The organism is Micromonospora sp. NPDC002411, from assembly GCF_053592955.1.
The window spans coordinates 1-13,928 of sequence record NZ_JBSFBM010000182.1; the positions used below are offsets into that span (position 1 = coordinate 1).

Genomic DNA, 13,928 nt, shown 5'->3' on the forward strand with positions numbered 1-13,928 from the left:
GTCGCTCGTAGCCGAGCACGTCAAGCGCGGTCAGCACCGCGGTCCGGGTCGCCTCCGAGACTCCGTCACGGCCGTTGAGCACCCGGCTGACGGTGCCCCGTCGCTCAAGCGCAAGGCCATCCTGCTGGCCAAGGTGCAGGACGAGGCGGGCCACGGCCTCTACCTCTACGCCGCCGCCGAGACCCTCGGCATCAGCCGCGACGAGTTGGTCCGGCTACTTCTCGACGGTAAGCAGAAATACAGTTCGATCTTCAACTACCCCACTCTGAGCTGGGCCGACGTGGGCGCGATCGGGTGGCTGGTGGACGGCGCGGCGATCGTCAACCAGGTGCCGCTGTGCCGCTGCTCGTACGGCCCGTACGCCCGCGCGATGATCCGGGTCTGCAAGGAGGAGTCCTTCCACCAGCGGCAGGGCTACGAGATCCTGCACACCCTGGCGCACGGCACCCCGGGGCAGCAGGCGATGGCCCAGGAAGCGGTGGACCGCTGGTGGTACCCGTCGCTGGCCATGTTCGGCCCGCCGGACGGCGACTCCACCCACTCCGCCCAGTCGATGGCCTGGAAGATCAAGCGCTTCTCCAACGACGACCTGCGGCAGCGTTTCGTCGACATGTGCGTCCAGCAGGCCGAGATCCTCGGGCTCCGCATCCCCGACGCGGACCTGCGCTGGAACGAGGAACGGCAGGCGTACGACTACACCCAGCCGGACTACGACGAGCTGATGCGGGTCATCTCCGGCGACGGGCCGTGCAACCGGGAACGGATCGCCCACCGCCGGGCCGCGCACGCCGACGGCGCATGGGTACGCGAGGCCGCCGCGGCGTACGCCGCGAAGCGGGCGGGACAGAAGGAGACGGTCGCAGCATGACGCAACACACCCCTCTCTGGGAGGTCTTCGTGCGGGCCCGACGCGGGCTGTCGCACACCCACGTCGGCAGCCTGCACGCCCCCGACGCCGAGCTGGCCCTGCGTAACGCCCGGGACCTCTACACCCGCCGCCAGGAGGGTGTCTCGATCTGGGTGGTGCCGGCCAGCGCGATCACCGCGTCCAGCCCGGACGAGAAGGACGCCTTCTTCGACCCGGCCGCCGACAAGGTCTACCGCCACCCCACCTTCTACGAGGTGCCGGACGGGGTGGCTCACCTGTGAGCGAGCGGAGCGAGCGAACCAGCCAGCTCAGCATCGGGGCGCTTCGCGTCGCCGCCGAGCGTAGCGAGGTGGTGGCGGGAAGCGAGCGGAGCGAGCGAACCAGCCAGCTCAGGAACGCGGCGCTTCGCGTCGCCGCCGAGCGTAGCGAGGTGGCGGCGTGAACAAGCCGTTCGACTTCACCGTCGCGCTCGCCGACGACGCGTTGATCGCGGCGCAGCGGTTGGCCGAGTGGACCACCCGCGCGCCGGAGATGGAAGAGGACATCGCGCTGGCCAACATCGCCCTCGACCAGCTCGGCGCGGCCCGACTGCTGTTGTCGTACGCGGGTGAGTTGGAGGGCGCCGGCCGTGACGAGGACGCCCTGGCGTACCTGCGCGACGACCGTGAGTTCCGCAACGCGCTGCTGGTCGAGCTGCCCAACGGCGACTTCGCGGTGACGATGGCGAAGCTGTTCTTCCTGGCGGCGTACCAGTTGCCGCTGTACACCGCGCTGGTCGACTGCGCGGACGAGCGGCTGGCCGCGATCGGCGCGAAGGCGCGCAAGGAGTCGGCGTACCACCTGGACCACGGCGCGCTGTGGGTGAAGCGGCTCGGCGACGGCACCGAGGAGTCGCACCGTCGGATGCAGGCGGCGGTCGACCAGGTGTGGCCGTACACCCATGAGCTGTTCGTCGCGGACCCGGCGGCGCCGGTCGACCCGGCCACACTGCGGCCGGCGTTCGACGAGACCGTCGGTGTGGTCCTGGCCGAGGCGACACTCACCCGGCCGGAGAGTCGCTGGGCGCCGGGCGGTGGACGAACCGGTGTGCACACCGAGCACCTGGCCTACCTGCTCGCCGAGATGCAGGTGCTGCACCGCGCCCATCCCGGGGCGACGTGGTGAGCGCGAGGAGTGCAGCGCAGCGGAGCCCCGCAGCCACGGACGAAGACGGCTCGGTGAGCGCGCCGTCGCGAAGCGCCACCACGCAGGCCGGCACCGACGCGAGGACGGCAGCGGCGAGTGTGGTGGACCCGGAGATCCGGGTCATCACCATCGACGAGCTGGGCATCCTGCGGGCCGTCGAGGAGGATCCGGCCACTGGTCGGGTCACCGTCACCATCACCCCGACCTACACCGGCTGCCCGGCGATGGACGTCATCCGGGCTGACATCCGCCGTGCGCTCGCGGTCGCGGGTCACCCGGAGGCCGAGATCCGTACCGTCTTCAGCCCACCGTGGAGCACCGACTGGATCTCCGCTGAGGGGCGGGCGAAGCTCGCCGCCGCCGGGATCGCACCTCCGGCCCCGGTGACGCCGGCCGCCGGCGTCGTGGCGCTGACCCTCGCGGTCCGCTGCCCGCAGTGCGGGTCACCGGAGACCGAGCAGGTCAGCCGGTTCGGCTCCACCGCGTGCAAGGCGCTGTGGCGGTGCCGCTCCTGCTCCGAACCCTTCGACCACCTGAAGGCGCTGTGACTGTCACCATCACCCGCCCGGTCCGCCGGCGGCCGGTCTTTCACCCGTTGTCGGTCGCCGCTGTCGACCGGCTCACCGACGACTCGGTCGCGGTGACCTTCGCCGTACCCGAGGAATTGCGGGAGATCTTCGCGTTCCGCGCGGGCCAGCACCTCACCGTCCGTCGCGTGGCCGAGGACGGCACGGACGTGCGCCGGTCGTACTCGATCTGCTCGACCCCCGACGACCTGGCCCGGCGCGGCCGGTTGCGGATCGGGGTGCGGGAGGTTCCCGGCGGGGCGTTCTCGGCGTTCGCCTGCGGCGCGCTGCGCAGTGGCGACACTGTCGAGGTGCTGCCGCCGCTGGGCACGTTCACCACGGCGTTCGCGCCGGACCGGGTGCGGCACTACGGCGCGGTCGTCGCCGGCTCCGGCATCACGCCGGTGCTCGGGCTGATCGCGACCGCCCTGGCGGTCGAGCCGGCCAGCACCTTCACACTGGTGTACGGCAACCGCACGGCGAACACCGTGATGTTCGCCGAGGAGCTGGCCGACCTGAAGGACCGCTATCCCACCCGGCTGCACCTGGTGCACGTGCTGTCCCGGGAGCAGGGCGAGTCTCCGCTGCTTTCCGGTCGGATCGACGCGGAGCGGTTGGGTCGGTTGCTCGGCAGCATCGTGCCGGGCGACCTGATCGAGGAGTGGTTTCTCTGCGGCCCGTACGGCATGGTGGTCGACGTCCGGGACGTGTTGACCGGTCGAGGGCTGCCCGAGTCGGCGGTGCATACCGAGCTGTTCCATGTCGACGCCCCGCCGGAGCCGGTCCGCCGTCCCGTCGGCCAGGCCGGTGCCGGAGCCGAGGTGACAATCGTGCTGGACGGTCGGTCGTCCAGTTTCACGATGGGTCGCGAGGAGCGGGTGCTGGACGCCGCGCTCAAGGTGCGCGGGGAGCTGCCGTACGCCTGCAAGGGTGGCGTCTGCTCGACCTGCAAGGCGAAGGTCGTGGACGGCGCGGTCACGATGGCCCGCAACTACGCGCTGGAGCCGGACGAGCTGGCCGCCGGCTACGTGCTGACCTGCCAGTCCAGCCCGACCACCGACAAGCTCACTGTCGACTACGACGCATGACCGACGACCGGCAGTTCGTGGAACGGTTCGCGGAGGTGACCGGGGGCCGGCGACCGACCGGCCTCGTGGAGGGGTGGGAACAGGTCGTCGGGTTCTGCGAGGAGGGCTACGACGACAACCTCGACGAGTACTGGTTCGACCTCAGCATCCGGCACACCATCGACAGGATGCTGACCGATGAACGGTTGTCCGGCTTTCCGCAGATGGGGTGGGTCCGGGAGCGGGTCGCGGCGGCGGACGAGCGGTTCCGGGCGGTGCTCTCCGAGCAGCGAATACCGGCGCGACGTGAGATGCCGTGGTGGGAGGCGTACGTGCCGGCATGGGCGGGCCCGGTGCTCGCCGCCGAGCTGCGGGACACCTACGACATACGCATCGAGGTGCGCGAGAGCTGACCGGCTGCGGCTGTGGGACGTGCCGCACCTCGACGGGGCCAGGCGGTCGAGTCGGGTGAGGCGACGTAGGCTCGGACTGTGACGGTGAGCCGGGAGATCGACGACATCCTGCAGCGCGGTGCGGACGGCGGGCGGATCACGCCCGAGGAGGCGTTGCTGCTCTACACCGAGGCGCCCTTCCACGCGTTGGGCGAGGCGGCGGACGCGGTGCGCCGGCGGCGCTACCCGGACAACGTCGTCACCTACCTGATCGACCGCAACATCAACTACACGAACGTCTGCGTGACGGCGTGCAAGTTCTGCGCGTTCTACCGCGCGCCCAAGCACAAGGAAGGGTGGACCCACCCGACCGAGGAGATCCTGCGCCGGTGCGGCGAGGCGGTCGAGCTGGGCGCGACCCAGGTGATGCTCCAGGGCGGGCACCACCCGGACTACGGCGTGGAGTACTACGAGGAGCTGTTCTCCTCGGTCAAGCAGGCCTACCCGCAGTTGGTCATCCACTCGATCGGCCCGAGCGAGATCCTGCACATGGCGAAGGTGTCCGGGGTGAGCCTGGACGAGGCCATCGCCCGGATCAAGACCGCCGGCCTGGACTCGATCGCCGGCGCCGGTGCGGAGATGCTGCCCGAGCGGCCGCGGAAGGCCATCGCGCCGCTCAAGGAGTCGGGCGAGCGCTGGCTGGAGGTCATGGAGCTGGCCCACCGGCAGGGCATCCAGTCGACCGCCACCATGATGATGGGCACCGGCGAGACGCACGCCGAGCGGATCGAGCACCTGCGCATGATCCGGGACGTGCAGGACCGCACCCGCGGTTTCCGGTCCTTCATCCCGTGGACGTACCAGCCGGAGAACAACCACCTCAAGGGCCGCACCCAGGCGACCACGCTGGAATACCTGCGGCTGGTCGCGGTGGCCCGGCTCTTCTTCGAGACCGTTCCGCACCTGCAGGCGTCCTGGCTGACCACCGGCAAGGACGTCGGCCAGCTCGCGTTGCACATGGGCGTGGACGACCTCGGCTCGATCATGCTGGAGGAGAACGTCATCTCCTCCGCCGGTGCGCGGCACCGTTCCAACCTGCACGAGCTGATCGGCATGATCCGCTCGGCGGACCGGATCCCCGCGCAACGGGACACCCTCTACAACCGGCTCGCCGTGCACCACACGCCCGCCGACGACCCGACCGACGAGCGGGTGGTCTCGCACTTCTCCTCGATCGCGCTGCCCGGCGGCGGCGCGGGCAAGTCCCTGCCGCTGGTCGAGGTCAACTGACGCCTCTCGACGCCCGGCCGTTCGGCTGACCACCGCTCATGCTCCCGCCGGAACGCCCCGGCGGTACGGGTGGTCCCCGTCGCCGCTTCGTCAGGCTGCCCGGCGTGGGGCTGGTGGAGATGATCGCCGACGGCTAGCGTCGCCGCTCGTATCCATTGCCACCGTCGGTTGCCGAGATCGGTGTGATCGTGCTGGTGGCGGATGGTCCGGCGGTCCTCGTCGTGAGTTCGTCCTCCATCGGCCCGTTGCGGGTCGTTCATATAACGCACGGCGGTACGGGCGGGATGGGTGACCATCCCGCCCGTACCGTCTGCGCAGGTCGGGCCGGACGGATGAAATCGGGTGCGCCCGCTGGCGTGGGAGATCGGCCTCCGATACCGTCCGCTCGTTCCGCAACTCCTTCTTCCCTACCCCCGGGGGACTGATGACAGCGTTCCACCGCTCGGCCCTGGCCCGCGCCGGTGTCGTGGCTCTGCTCGCGGCCGGTGGCCTGTCCACCGTGGCCGCCCCCGCGCAGGCCGCCGGCCAGGCCGACCTGGCCCTGGTGCCGCTCAGCTACGAGCTGGCCAAGGGCGTCACGCAGGCCAAGGCCAAGCCGTTCAAGTTCCGGGTCGACAACAGCCGGAGCACGGTTGCCGCCAAGGGCGTCAGCTACACCGCCAACGTCAGCCAGTTGAAGAAGAACAAGATCGGCTTCGTGGTGCCCGACGGTTGCCAGGTGAAGGGCAAGACGTTCACCTGCGCGCTCGGCGATCTGCCGGCCGGCACCAGCGAGGAATTCGGCATCCCGCTGTTCTCCACCGGTGGTCGTGGCGACGCCGGCACGCTGGTGGTCACCATCAAGTCGACCACCGTCGACCCCAAGCGCGGCGACAACAAGGTCGAGCACGCCATCACCGTCGCCAAGCCCGGCTACGACCTGACCAGTTGGGTGCAGGACGTCCAGGCCAACGTGGTGGTGAACGGCGTCAAGGGCGACGATCCCAACCTCCGTCCGGTACGGCGCGGCGAGACGGTGCCACTGGACTGGGCGGTCTACAACGACGGCAGTCAGAAGGCGACGGGCATCTTCTACGGCCTGACCCTGCCGGTGGGCGTCACCTTCGCGCAGAAGCCGGAGGGCTGCCTCGAGCAGGTGTTCCAGGGCAAGCAGCAGCTGTTCTGTGAGGACGCCGGTGCGGTCGTCGAGCCGGGGGAGTACTACACCTCCGACGTCCGGGTGACAGTCGGCGACGACGTGACCGAGCCGGTGCTGCACGAGGGTGACCTCTTCGCGTACGGGCTGGACGGTGCCGCTGGGCAGCCCGAGGAGGAGCCGGAGGTGGCGAGCCAGGCGCAGCGCAAGGCGTTCACCGAGGTCGACGTGATGGACAACCACACCACCTTCGAGGCGTTCGTGGACCTGACCGCCTCGCCGACGCCGACGCCGACCGCGACTCCCACGCCGACCGCCACTCCCACTCCCACGGCGACGCCGACCGGCACGCCCACTCCGTCCGGTACGTCCACCCCGGGCACCACCACCTCGCCGGCTGCCGGCGGCGGTGGCGGCGGCGGTGGGTTGCCGGTGACCGGTGTGCAGGCCGGCCTGATCGGTGGCATCGGCGCGATCATCCTGCTCGCGGGCGGCGCCCTGCTGGTGCTCTCCCGCCGGCGCAAGGTCGTCCTGGTCGCCCCCGGCGACGAGAAGTCGACCGACTGACGAATCCGCTTCCAGGCCGCATGGGTGAGAGCGGCGGCAGGCGGGCACGACGCGAGGGCGGGGTGGCGACCACCCCGCCCTTTCGCATGCCCGGCGCGGGCCACGCCACCCTCCGAGCGTCGGTCGATGGACGGCTGGCAGAGTGGTGGGGTGAGCCGTAATCCGCAGGGCCAGCGAGCCAGCCTGGACAAGCAGCCGCACGAGGTCGCCGCGATGTTCGACGGTGTGGCCGAGCGCTACGACCTGACCAACACGGTGATCTCCCTGGGTCAGGACCGCTCCTGGCGCCGGTCCACCCGGGCGGCGCTCGGGTTGCGTCCGGGCGAGCGCGTGCTGGACGTGGGCGCCGGCACCGGCGTCTCGACCCGTGAGCTGGCCCAGTCGGGGGCGTACGCGGTCGGGGTCGACCTGTCGCTGGGCATGCTGTACGCCGGCAAGCGGTCCCGCCCCGAGGTGCCGCTGCTGGCCGGAGACGCGCTGCGACTGCCGTTCGCCGATGCCAGCTTCGACGCGGTGACCATCTCCTTCGCGTTGCGCAACGTCAACGACACCGACGCGGCCCTGCGGGAGTTGGCGCGGGTGACCCGGCCGGGTGGGCGGCTGACGGTGTGCGAGTTCAGCACCCCGGTCAACCCGGTCTTCCGGACCGTCTACCTGTCGTACCTGATGCGGTCGCTGCCGGCGGTCGCCCGTGCGGTGTCGAGCAACCCCGAGGCGTACGTCTACCTCGCCGAGTCGGTCCGGGCCTGGCCGGACCAGGCCGCACTGGCCGGGCGGGTCGCCTCGGCCGGGTGGGGACGGGTGGCGTGGCGCAACCTGACCGGTGGCGTGGTGGCTCTGCACCGGGGCATCCGCGAGTAGCGGCTGGCACCGTACGGAACGGTACGGACATTATTCAGGTTCCGTGAATATCAGTCTATAGTCCACTTTGCCCCGTACGCTGGATCGTATGACCGGAGCAGACCCGGCGGACCCGGTGGCCGCCACCGACGACGACGCGGCGGAACTCATCGCGCAGTTACGTGCGTTGGCCGGCGCCGATCCGGTGGAGGTCCGGCAGGTGGTCGCCGAGGTGTTGGCGGCACTCGACCGGGCAGCGGGTGGAGCGCTCCGTGAGCATCTGCCGGAGACCATCCGGGTCGATGCGGGGCTGGACGCCCCCAGTCCGGCCTGACACCTGCCTGCTGTGGACGGTCGTGGACTGTCACATCGGCGAGTTAGGTACCCCTGATCCTGCGCTGGTATGACGCCGGTCATACACTCGTCCCGTCTGGCTTGTGAAGCATTTCACGAGCGTGCGGGAGGAGGCGCGAATGACCGCGGTGGAACACGATGCCGATGTCATCGTCGTGGGCGCCGGTCCCGGTGGGTCAGCGACTGCGTACCACCTGGCCCGGCACGGCGTACGGGTGCTGTTGCTGGAGAAGACCGAGTTCCCGCGCGAGAAGGTCTGCGGCGACGGGTTGACCCCGCGCGCCGTGCGCCAGCTCATCCGGATGGGTGTGGACACCTCGCCCGAGGCGGGCTGGCTGCACAACCGCGGTCTGCGTGTCATCGGTGGCGGCGTACGCCTCGAGCTGGACTGGCCGGAGCTCGCCAGCTTCCCCAACTACGGCCTGGTGCGTACGAGGCTGGACTTCGACGACCTGCTCGCCCAGCGGGCGGTGGCCGCCGGCGCCAAACTGCGTACCAACGTCAACGTGCTGGGCCCGGTGCTCGACGGCGACGGCCGCGTCACCGGCGTCGAGGCGGAGGTCGGCCCGGGCAAGGAGCCCGCCACCTTCCACGCCCCGCTGGTCGTCGCGGCGGACGGGGTCTCCGGCCGCTTCCCGCTCGCGCTCGGGCTGGCCAAGCGGGAGGACCGGCCGATCGGCGTGGCCGTCCGCCGCTACTACCGCTCGCCGGCCAAGCACGAGGACAACTACCTCGAATCCTGGTTGGAGCTGCGCAGCAAGGACAGCGGCGACAACCTGCTGCCCGGCTACGGCTGGATCTTCGGCCTCGGTGACGGTCGGGTCAACGTCGGCCTCGGCGTGCTCAACTCGTCCTCCGCGTTCGGCAAGACCAACTACCGCCGGCTGCTCACCGACTGGCTCGCCAACACCCCCGAAGACTGGGGGATGACCGACGAGGCCAACGCCGACGGCCCGATCCTGGGTGCCGCGCTGCCGATGGGCTTCAACCGGGTCCCGCACTACACCCGTGGCGTGCTGCTGGTCGGTGACTCGGGCGGCATGGTCAACCCGTTCAACGGCGAGGGCATCGCGTACGCGATGGAGTCCGGCGAGCTGGCGGCGGAGGTCGTGGTCCAGGCTCTCGCGCGGCCGGCCGGTCCGGAGCGGGAACGGGCGCTGATGGCGTACCCGAACGAGCTGAAGGCACGGCTCGGCGGCTACTACCGGCTGGGCGGCATCTTCGTGAAACTGATCGGCCGCCCGGAGATCATGCGCATCGCCACCAAACACGGCATGCCGCACCCGACGCTGATGCGTTTCGTGCTCAAGCTGTTGGCCAACCTGACCGATCCCCGTGGTGGGGATGCGATGGACCGGGTCATCAACGCGATGACGAAGGCCGCGCCGGCTGTGTAAGTAGGACGGCATCGGTGCTGGTCACGGCCCCGACGCCGACAAAGATCGACCCCCGCCGACTGCCACTGCGAGGGACGTGAATAGTGTGATTTTCGTCAAGCACCGAGGGCAGGGAAGGACGAGCAGGAGAAAACGATGTCGCTCTCGCCTTACGCACCGATCATCGGGCTGTTCGCCCTCGCCGCGGCGTTCTCGCTGTTTTCCGTCGGCGCCGCCCGCTTCGCCGGTCCCCGTCGATACAACAAGGCCAAACTCGAGGCTTACGAGTGCGGCATCGAGCCCAGCCCGCAGCCGGTCGGCGGCGGCCGGTTCCCGATCAAGTTCTACCTGACGGCGATGCTCTTCATCGTCTTCGACATCGAGATCATCTTCCTCTACCCCTGGGCGGTCTCGTTCGACGCTCTGCCGATCTTCGGCTTCGTGGAGATGGTCCTGTTCATCGTCGCGGTCTTCGTTGCGTACGCCTACGTGTGGCGGCGCGGCGGCCTGGACTGGGACTGAGGAAGGAACGTCAGATGGGCATCGAGGAGAAGCTTCCCGCCGGCGTCCTGCTCACCTCGGTGGAGAAGCTGGTCAACTGGTCCCGGAAGTCGTCCGTGTGGGGCGCGACCTTCGGCCTGGCCTGCTGCGCCATCGAGATGATGGCCGCCGGTGGTCCGCACTACGACATGGGCCGCTGGGGCATGGAGGTCTTCCGGGCGTCGCCCCGGCAGGCCGACCTGATGATCGTCGCCGGCCGGGTGAGTCAGAAGATGGCCCCGGTGCTGCGCCAGATCTACGACCAGATGGCCGAGCCGCGCTGGGTGCTCTCCATGGGCGTCTGCGCGAGCAGTGGCGGCATGTTCAACAACTACGCGATCGTGCAGGGCGTCGACCACGTGGTGCCGGTCGACATGTACCTGCCCGGCTGCCCGCCGCGGCCGGAGATGCTCATCGACGCGATCCTCAAGCTCCGCGAGAAGATCATGTATGAGCCGCTGGGCCCGAACGGCCGCAAGATGCTGGCGGCCCGCCAGGAGCGCGGCGACGTCCCCGTCGTGCCCTACGGCTCCATGCCCTCCTCGTACCGCAACGACAAGGCCCGGCGTGCCGAGTGGACCAGGGCGGTCCGCGAGGGACGCGAGGAGCAGCTGCGGATCGAGAACTGGATGAACGCTCAGAACCACCTCCACCCGCAGGTAGGCCCGAAATGACGTCACCCACGGACAAGCCCAACGACGGCGGGGTGCCGGTACCGGTCACGCCGGTCGGCGCCAGCAGCACCGCCCCGGCCGAGTACCCGCCGGCCAGTCCGGCGGGGCGCGGCATGTTCGGCAACCAGGGCGCCGGCGACGTGTCCGGCTACGGCGGCCTGGTCCGCCAGCGCCAGCCCATCGAGGAGGCGTCCCGGCCGTACGGGGGCTACTTCGACGAGGTCCGCGACGCGTTGGAGGAGGCGTACCCGGCCTTCGGCGACGCGATCGAGAAGGTCGTTGTCGACCGGGGTGAGCTGACCCTGCACGTACGCCCGGAGCGGATCGCCGAGGTCTGCCAGGTGATGCGGGACGACCTGGCCCTGCGGTTCGAGCTGTGCTCGTCGGTGTCCGGCGTGGACTACCTGGGCGCGGACGAGCGTCGGCTGCACGTGGTCTACCTGCTCACCTCGATGACGTACCGGCGGCGGGTCCGGCTGGAGGCCGCGGTCTCCGTCGAGGCGCCGCACCTGCCCAGCGTGACCGCCGTCTACCCGACCGCTGACTGGCAGGAGCGGGAGGCGTACGACATGTTCGGCATCGTCTTCGACGGCCACCCCAACCTGACCCGGATCCTCATGCCGGACGACTGGGAGGGTCACCCGCAGCGCAAGGACTACCCGCTCGGCGGCGTGCCCGTCGAGTACAAGGGTGCGGAGATCCAGCCGCCGAACGAGCGGAGGTCGTACCAGTGACGACGTCGAACTACGCCAGCGAGCACGAGACCGACGAGGGTCGGGTCTTCACCGTCACCGGTGGGGACTGGGACACGATCGTCTCGGGCACCGACCCGATCAACGACGAGCGGATCGTCGTCAACATGGGTCCGCAGCACCCGTCCACGCACGGGGTGCTGCGGCTGATCCTGGAGCTGGAGGGCGAGACGGTCCGCGAGGCCCGATCCGTCGTCGGCTACCTGCACACCGGCATCGAGAAGAACCTCGAATACCGCAACTGGGTTCAGGGCTCGACGTTCGTGACCCGGATGGACTACCTCGCCCCGATCTTCAACGAGACGGCGTACGCCCTCGCGGTCGAGAAGCTGCTGGGCATCACCGACGACATCACCGAGCGGGCCACCACCATCCGCGTGCTGATGATGGAGCTCAACCGGATCTCGTCGCACCTGGTCTGGCTGGCCACCACCGGCATGGAGCTGGGCGCGATCTCGATCATGCTGTACGGCTTCCGCGAGCGGGAGTACATCCTCGACATCTTCGAGACCATCACCGGTCTGCGCATGAACCACGCGTACGTCCGGCCGGGTGGGGTCGCGCAGGACGTGCCGGACGACGCGGTCCGCAAGATCCGCGAGTTCCTCAAGATGATGCCGAAGAAGCTCAAGGAGTACGAGGACCTGCTCTCCGGCCAGCCGATCTGGACCGAGCGGACGAAGAACGTCGCGGTGCTGGACGTGACCGGCTGTGTGGCGCTCGGCATCACCGGCCCGGTGCTGCGCTCCGCCGGCCTCGCCTGGGACCTGCGCAAGACCATGCCGTACTGCGGCTACGAGACGTACGAGTTCGACGTGCCGACCCACCCCGACGGCGACGTGTGGGGCCGCTACCAGGTCCGGCTCGCCGAGATCCGGGAGTCGATGAAGCTGGTCGAGCAGGCCCTGGACCGGCTCCGTCCGGGCCCGGTGATGGTCGCCGACCGCAAGATCGCCTGGCCGGCGCAGCTCGCCATCGGCGTGGACGGCATGGGCAACTCGCTGGAGCATGTCGCGAAGATCATGGGTCAGTCGATGGAGTCGCTGATCCACCACTTCAAGCTGGTGACCGAGGGCTTCCGGGTTCCACCCGGTCAGGTGTACGTCGCCATCGAGGCGCCCCGCGGCGAGCTGGGCGTGCACGCGGTGTCCGACGGTGGCACCCGGCCGTACCGGGTGCACTACCGGGAGCCCAGCTTCGTCAACCTCCAGGCCCTCCCGGCGATGGCCGAGGGCGGCCTGATCGCCGACGTGATCGCCGGCGGCGCCTCGTTGGACCCGGTGATGGGTGGGTGTGACCGATGACGACGACTTTCACTGACGAGACCCGGGAGCGGGCGCGCGAGATCATCGCCCGTTACCCGGCGGACCGGTCCCGCTCGGCGCTGCTGCCCCTGCTGCACCTGGTGCAGGCCGAAGAGGGGTACGTCTCGCCGGCCGGGGTCGCCTTCTGCGCCGAGGTGTTGGGGCTGAACAAGGCCCAGGTCGGCGCGGTGGCCACCTTCTACACGATGTACAAGCGCAAGCCGACCGGTGACTTCCTGGTCAGCGTCTGCACCAACACCATGTGCAACGTGCTCGGTGGCCAGGAGGTCTACGACACCCTCTCCGAGCACCTGGGCGTGGGGCACGACGAGACGACCGCCGACGGCACGATCACGCTGGAGCACGCCGAGTGCCTGGCGGCGTGCGACTACGGCCCGGTGATGACCGTCAACTACGACTTCTTCGACGGCGTGGACGCGTCCACAGCGGTCGGTGTCGTGGACGAGCTGCGGGCGGGCGGGCGGCCGATGCCGACCCGCGGCGCCCGGCTCTGCACCCTCAAGGAGATGGCTGTGCAGCTCGCCGGCTTCGCCGACGAGCGTGACGGCGCGGTCGCCGACGGCGGACCGGGCGAGCCCACCCTGCGCGGGTTGCGGCTGGCGCAGCAGCACGGCGTCTCGGTGCCGGGCTTCGACCCGAACACCCCGATCCGCAGCAAGGCGGAGGCGGACAAGGCCGCCGCCGAGGCGAAGGCGAAGGCGGAGGCCGCCAAGCCGGCGCCCGTCGAGGCCACCACGGCCCCGGTCAAGGGTGGCGACGGCGCGTCCGCCCCGACGGGAGCGGCCGGGGTCGCCGAGCCGGTGAAGCCCGAGGCCGCCACCGGCAGCACCGCACCGGACGTGAAGGCACCGGACGACAAGTCGCCGCAGGTGCGTACCGCCGAGACCCGGCAGCCGGACGCGAGCACGGCAGCGCCGGACGCCCCTGGCACGAAGGTCCCGACGGACGGCATGCACGCGCTCACCACCGACCCGACCCTGCTGCTGCCCGCCACCGT

Annotated in this window: 17 protein-coding genes and 1 pseudogene; 17 read left to right on the plus strand and 1 reads right to left on the minus strand. The window is 70.1% G+C overall.

The genetic code is table 11. The features are described from left to right. Positions 1–139, minus strand: a 139-nt coding sequence (locus ACWCO3_RS21145) for a helix-turn-helix domain-containing protein (RefSeq protein ID WP_450011599.1), incomplete at its 3' end; no start/stop codon positions are given. On the opposite strand from ACWCO3_RS21145, the pseudogene paaA reads away from it, so the two are divergent. From paaA to nuoE, 17 genes and pseudogenes are all read left to right on the plus strand, one after another. Then, positions 95–868 (plus strand): annotated as a pseudogene (paaA, locus tag ACWCO3_RS21150) (1,2-phenylacetyl-CoA epoxidase subunit PaaA); the annotation flags it as partial. The gene ACWCO3_RS21145 and the pseudogene paaA overlap by 45 nt on opposite strands. After that, the gene (gene paaB / locus ACWCO3_RS21155; RefSeq protein WP_145785911.1) at positions 865–1,149 is read left to right on the plus strand and encodes a 1,2-phenylacetyl-CoA epoxidase subunit PaaB; all 285 of its coding nucleotides are present in this window, start codon (positions 865–867) and stop codon (positions 1,147–1,149) included. The pseudogene paaA and the gene paaB, both read left to right, overlap by 4 nt. Further along, on the plus strand, positions 1,146–1,310 hold the full coding sequence (locus ACWCO3_RS21160; RefSeq protein WP_450011586.1) for a hypothetical protein: 165 nt from the start codon (positions 1,146–1,148) through the stop codon (positions 1,308–1,310). The genes paaB and ACWCO3_RS21160 overlap by 4 nt, the downstream gene beginning before the upstream one ends. Further along, entirely contained in the window at positions 1,307–2,032 is a 726-nt protein-coding gene (gene paaC / locus ACWCO3_RS21165; protein ID WP_450011588.1) for a 1,2-phenylacetyl-CoA epoxidase subunit PaaC, read from the plus strand. The genes ACWCO3_RS21160 and paaC overlap by 4 nt, the downstream gene beginning before the upstream one ends. Before the next feature lie 53 nt (positions 2,033–2,085). Then, positions 2,086–2,601: a 1,2-phenylacetyl-CoA epoxidase subunit PaaD gene (gene paaD, locus ACWCO3_RS21170; RefSeq protein WP_358162244.1), complete on the plus strand. Its 516-nt coding sequence runs from the start codon at positions 2,086–2,088 to the stop codon at positions 2,599–2,601. After that, a complete protein-coding gene (paaE, locus tag ACWCO3_RS21175; protein WP_450011590.1) occupies positions 2,598–3,707 on the plus strand; it encodes a 1,2-phenylacetyl-CoA epoxidase subunit PaaE in 1,110 nt (369 codons plus the stop codon). The genes paaD and paaE overlap by 4 nt, the downstream gene beginning before the upstream one ends. Beyond that, positions 3,704–4,099, plus strand: a complete 396-nt coding sequence (locus ACWCO3_RS21180) for a hypothetical protein (RefSeq protein WP_145785914.1) — start codon at positions 3,704–3,706, stop codon at positions 4,097–4,099. The genes paaE and ACWCO3_RS21180 overlap by 4 nt, the downstream gene beginning before the upstream one ends. A 78-nt stretch (positions 4,100–4,177) precedes the next feature. Continuing rightward, on the plus strand, positions 4,178–5,368 hold the full coding sequence (gene mqnC, locus ACWCO3_RS21185; RefSeq protein ID WP_450011592.1) for a cyclic dehypoxanthinyl futalosine synthase: 1,191 nt from the start codon (positions 4,178–4,180) through the stop codon (positions 5,366–5,368). Positions 5,369–5,792: 424 nt separating this feature from the next. Continuing rightward, positions 5,793–7,070 carry an LPXTG cell wall anchor domain-containing protein gene (locus ACWCO3_RS21190; protein ID WP_358162240.1) on the plus strand — a complete coding sequence of 426 codons (1,278 nt, stop codon included), beginning with the start codon at positions 5,793–5,795 and terminating at the stop codon, positions 7,068–7,070. A 126-nt stretch (positions 7,071–7,196) separates the two neighbouring features. Beyond that, complete coding sequence (locus ACWCO3_RS21195; RefSeq protein WP_145785917.1) at positions 7,197–7,931, plus strand: demethylmenaquinone methyltransferase; 735 nt, start codon at positions 7,197–7,199, stop codon at positions 7,929–7,931. Between the two features lie 88 nt (positions 7,932–8,019). After that, positions 8,020–8,244, plus strand: coding sequence for a hypothetical protein (locus tag ACWCO3_RS21200; RefSeq protein ID WP_130406437.1), 225 nt, complete (start codon positions 8,020–8,022; stop codon positions 8,242–8,244). Between the two features lie 139 nt (positions 8,245–8,383). Then, positions 8,384–9,661 carry a geranylgeranyl reductase family protein gene (locus tag ACWCO3_RS21205; protein WP_088986766.1) on the plus strand — a complete coding sequence of 426 codons (1,278 nt, stop codon included), beginning with the start codon at positions 8,384–8,386 and terminating at the stop codon, positions 9,659–9,661. A 135-nt stretch (positions 9,662–9,796) separates the two neighbouring features. Then, positions 9,797–10,162 carry an NADH-quinone oxidoreductase subunit A gene (locus ACWCO3_RS21210; protein WP_007454588.1) on the plus strand — a complete coding sequence of 122 codons (366 nt, stop codon included), beginning with the start codon at positions 9,797–9,799 and terminating at the stop codon, positions 10,160–10,162. A 14-nt stretch (positions 10,163–10,176) separates the two neighbouring features. Continuing rightward, entirely contained in the window at positions 10,177–10,854 is a 678-nt protein-coding gene (locus ACWCO3_RS21215; RefSeq protein ID WP_145785918.1) for a NuoB/complex I 20 kDa subunit family protein, read from the plus strand. Beyond that, positions 10,851–11,588 (plus strand): NADH-quinone oxidoreductase subunit C, encoded by a 738-nt coding sequence (locus tag ACWCO3_RS21220; protein ID WP_450011595.1) that lies wholly within the window; start codon positions 10,851–10,853, stop codon positions 11,586–11,588. The genes ACWCO3_RS21215 and ACWCO3_RS21220 overlap by 4 nt, the downstream gene beginning before the upstream one ends. Then, a complete protein-coding gene (locus tag ACWCO3_RS21225; RefSeq protein WP_145785920.1) occupies positions 11,585–12,910 on the plus strand; it encodes an NADH-quinone oxidoreductase subunit D in 1,326 nt (441 codons plus the stop codon). Before ACWCO3_RS21220 ends, ACWCO3_RS21225 begins: the two co-directional genes overlap by 4 nt. After that, positions 12,907–13,928 (plus strand): NADH-quinone oxidoreductase subunit NuoE (nuoE, locus tag ACWCO3_RS21230; RefSeq protein ID WP_450011597.1); only part of this gene is annotated, 1,022 nt, incomplete at its 3' end. The genes ACWCO3_RS21225 and nuoE, both read left to right, overlap by 4 nt.

What these genes read in the sequence shown, in the direction of transcription:
- paaB (WP_145785911.1), top strand. Translation starts at nt 865, where the DNA reads ATGACGCAACACACCCCTCTCTGGGAGGTCTTCGTGCGGGCCCGACGC.
- ACWCO3_RS21180 (WP_145785914.1), top strand. Translation starts at nt 3,704, where the DNA reads ATGACCGACGACCGGCAGTTCGTGGAACGGTTCGCGGAGGTGACCGGG.
- ACWCO3_RS21190 (WP_358162240.1), top strand. Translation starts at nt 5,793, where the DNA reads ATGACAGCGTTCCACCGCTCGGCCCTGGCCCGCGCCGGTGTCGTGGCT.
- ACWCO3_RS21195 (WP_145785917.1), top strand. Translation starts at nt 7,197, where the DNA reads ATGGACGGCTGGCAGAGTGGTGGGGTGAGCCGTAATCCGCAGGGCCAG.
- ACWCO3_RS21200 (WP_130406437.1), top strand. Translation starts at nt 8,020, where the DNA reads ATGACCGGAGCAGACCCGGCGGACCCGGTGGCCGCCACCGACGACGAC.
- ACWCO3_RS21205 (WP_088986766.1), top strand. Translation starts at nt 8,384, where the DNA reads ATGACCGCGGTGGAACACGATGCCGATGTCATCGTCGTGGGCGCCGGT.
- ACWCO3_RS21210 (WP_007454588.1), top strand. Translation starts at nt 9,797, where the DNA reads ATGTCGCTCTCGCCTTACGCACCGATCATCGGGCTGTTCGCCCTCGCC.
- ACWCO3_RS21215 (WP_145785918.1), top strand. Translation starts at nt 10,177, where the DNA reads ATGGGCATCGAGGAGAAGCTTCCCGCCGGCGTCCTGCTCACCTCGGTG.
- ACWCO3_RS21220 (WP_450011595.1), top strand. Translation starts at nt 10,851, where the DNA reads ATGACGTCACCCACGGACAAGCCCAACGACGGCGGGGTGCCGGTACCG.